Genomic DNA, 2792 nt, shown 5'->3' on the forward strand with positions numbered 1-2792 from the left:
GCTGGAGGACCAGCGCGGGATCTGCCGACGGTCAGCGGCGATGTGTTCAAACTAGGCCGGTACGACCCGGCGGGCCGGCTCCTCAGGCGCCCCGAAAGATTTGTCCGACAGTGAGATCTGTACGGATGCGGTCGAGTTCGGCGATGGTCACACGATCGACGACGGCTGGATCCCCGGCGACCTTGCGCGGCCTACCGGTGCACTCACGGGTGAAGATCACCAGAGAGGTGTGCGGCGCCATGTCCGCGATCAGCGTCGAGAATCGTCGGCCGATTTCGGGAAGTGGCCCCACCAACACGTCGCGAAGGGCGGTGATCAGTAACGCGTTGTCGGTGGTGCTCACCGTTCAACGATAACCATCCGGTTCACTGATGCAGCGTGGTCTTCATGAGCATGACGTTGTAGTCGGACCAGGTGGTGGCGAGAAAGTAGAGGTCCTGCCCCTGCGACCAGGGGTGCATGTACGCGCCGTAGAGTCCCGGAACCGCGTCGGTGCCGATCACGACGTCCGGTGCGCTCCACGGACCGGTCAGATCCGACGCCGTCCGTAGCACCAGGGCGCCCCACTCGTTGGAGTACATCGCGACGAACTTGCCGAGATAGTTGTTGTACTGCACCGACCAGGCGTTGGCACCACCGGAGTTGAGGACGACGGCGGACACCTGGCCGCTCTTCATGACCTGCTCGGACCACTGCACCGGCGCGGCCTTGACACGGTTGGAGGTGAAGACACCCGCGGCGGCGCGGCGGGGGCCGGTGTTGACCACGAGGGCCAGGTCGGGGTTGCCGTTCTCCTTGATCCCGGCGGCGATGCCCGCCGCCGTGAATCCCTTTGCTGCCGTCACACTCACGGCGCAACTCCGATCGTCGTCAGCCCGGTGGTCTCGTCGAGACCCAGGGCGATGTTCATGCTCTGGACGGCACCGCCCGCGGTGCCCTTGGTGAGGTTGTCGATGGCGCTGATCACGATGATCCGTCCGGCGGCCGCGTCGTACGCGACCTGCACCTGAACGGCGTTCGAACCGTGGACGGACGCCGTGGCGGGCCACTGGCCCTCGGGCAGCAGGTGTACGAACGGTTCGTCGGCGAAGGCCTTCTCGTAGACGGCGCGCAGGGACTCGCCCGTGACGCCGTCGGCGGCCTTGGCGCTGCACGTGGCCAGGATGCCGCGGGGCATCGGCGCGAGGGTCGGCGTGAAGGAGACCGTGACCGGCTCTCCGGCGGCAGCGCTGAGGTTCTGGGTGATCTCGGGGGTGTGCCGGTGCCCGCCGCCGACGCCGTACGGGGACATCGAGCCCATGACCTCGCTGCCCAGCAGGTGCGGCTTGGGCGCCTTGCCCGCGCCGGACGTGCCGGACGCGGCGACGATCACGGCCTCGGCCTGGGCCAGGCCCGCGGCGTACGCCGGGAAGAGGGCCAGGGAGACGGCGGTCGGGTAGCAGCCGGGCACCGCGATGCGCTTGGACCCCTCCAGCGCAGCGCGGGCGCCCGGCAGTTCGGGAAGGCCGTAGGGCCACGTTCCGGCGTGCGGCGAGCCGTAGAACCGCTCCCAGGCGGCGGCGTCCGTCAGGCGGAAGTCGGCGCCCATGTCGACGACGAGCACGTCCGGGCCGAGCTGCTCGGCGACGGCGGCGGACTGCCCGTGCGGCAGCGCGAGGAAGACGACGTCGTGACCGGCCAGGACCTCGGGGGTGGTCTCCTGGAGCACTCGGCCGGCCAGGGGCAGCAGGTGCGGCTGGAGCGCACCGAGCCTCTGCCCCGCGTTCGAGTTGCCGGTCAGGGCACCGATCTCGATCTCGGGGTGCGCCAGGAGCAGACGCAGCAGTTCCCCGCCCGCGTACCCACTCGCTCCGGCCACTGCCGCACGTACCGCCATGGATCCTCCTCCTTAGAGGGCATGACTATACGTTTCGCTGCACGTTTATGCAATCCCATCCAGGGGCGGCGCGGCTGCCGCGGCGGCGGTCCCGGAAACCAGCTTTGTCCTGGCCATGACCACAGGTTAAGGTCCCCGGGCACATGTGAGGGGATCACGGCGGGTGGGGGGCATGGCCGAGGAGAACGACGCGCCGATGACGGGCGCGAACGCATGGGGGCAGGCGCTCGCGGCGGTGGTGCTGGTGGGGGCGCTCGGCGCCGGTTTCTGGGGGCTGGCGAAGACATCGGCCGCGGAGAGCGAGCCGAAGCCGGCCACGTGCTCCGACGAGGAGACCCCGGGCCCGAAGGGCAAGCACCTCTCCGGAGCGCAGTTGTGCGAGGTGCTGAACCGGGCCGACCTGGCCGCGCTGCTGGGTACGCCGACGGAGATCGCGAAGACGGCCTCCGGCAGTGACAGCTCCATCGGGAAGATCGCCACTCCGCAGGCGCAGGTCGAGTTCGAGACGTACACCGTCACGCTCTCGGCGACCTACGACGGCCTTCCGGTGGGCGGGTCGGAAGGACTGCTCGGTAGCTACGCCCGCCCGCAGAAGGTACTGGGCCGCCCCGGGGTTCTCTACTCCACCCGCACCATCAGCATCAGCTTCCGGCTCGACGGCAGCGACGCAGACAGCGGTCCCGGCGTTCCGGCCCGGGCCCTTACCGTGGCCCAGGACCCGGAGGACCGCGGCGGCTCCGTGGACGTCACCCTGTGGCGCGCGGACGGGGTGGTGCCGGACGACGCCGTGCTGCTGCGCGTCGCGGAGACGGTGCTGCCGACGGTCCCGGGCTGGAAGGCGGCATCGACTGCCACCACCCGGCAGTCGCCTCGACTTCGTCCCGGATCGCGCGGTCCACCTCCCGCAGCAGACCCT

3 protein-coding genes and 1 pseudogene are annotated in these 2792 nt (G+C 69.9%); 1 reads left to right on the forward strand and 3 read right to left on the reverse strand.

Features of this window, described 5'->3' with window-relative positions:
• Positions 1-82: 82 nt before the first annotated feature.
• The 3 genes from ABT116_RS41920 to argC are packed head-to-tail and all read right to left on the reverse strand — an operon-like array spanning position 83 to position 1876.
• The gene (locus ABT116_RS41920; protein ID WP_351645631.1) at positions 83-343 is read right to left on the reverse strand and encodes a hypothetical protein; all 261 of its coding nucleotides are present in this window, start codon (positions 341-343) and stop codon (positions 83-85) included.
• Between the two features lie 22 nt (positions 344-365).
• The gene (locus ABT116_RS41925) at positions 366-851 is read right to left on the reverse strand and encodes a bifunctional ornithine acetyltransferase/N-acetylglutamate synthase (protein WP_351645633.1); all 486 of its coding nucleotides are present in this window, start codon (positions 849-851) and stop codon (positions 366-368) included.
• On the reverse strand, positions 848-1876 hold the full coding sequence (gene argC / locus ABT116_RS41930; protein ID WP_351645635.1) for an N-acetyl-gamma-glutamyl-phosphate reductase: 1029 nt from the start codon (positions 1874-1876) through the stop codon (positions 848-850). Before argC ends, ABT116_RS41925 begins: the two co-directional genes overlap by 4 nt.
• A 196-nt stretch (positions 1877-2072) precedes the next feature.
• On the opposite strand from argC, the pseudogene ABT116_RS41935 reads away from it, so the two are divergent.
• Positions 2073-2438 (forward strand): annotated as a pseudogene (locus ABT116_RS41935) (DUF6215 domain-containing protein); the annotation flags it as partial.
• Positions 2439-2792 lie beyond the last annotated feature (354 nt).

The organism is Streptomyces sp. NPDC002130 (genome assembly GCF_040296465.1).
Classification (GTDB): domain Bacteria; phylum Actinomycetota; class Actinomycetes; order Streptomycetales; family Streptomycetaceae; genus Streptomyces.

Excerpts from the sequence above, each read along its gene's own strand:
- argC (WP_351645635.1), bottom strand. The coding sequence starts at position 1,876 with ATGGCGGTACGTGCGGCAGTGGCCGGAGCGAGTGGGTACGCGGGCGGG.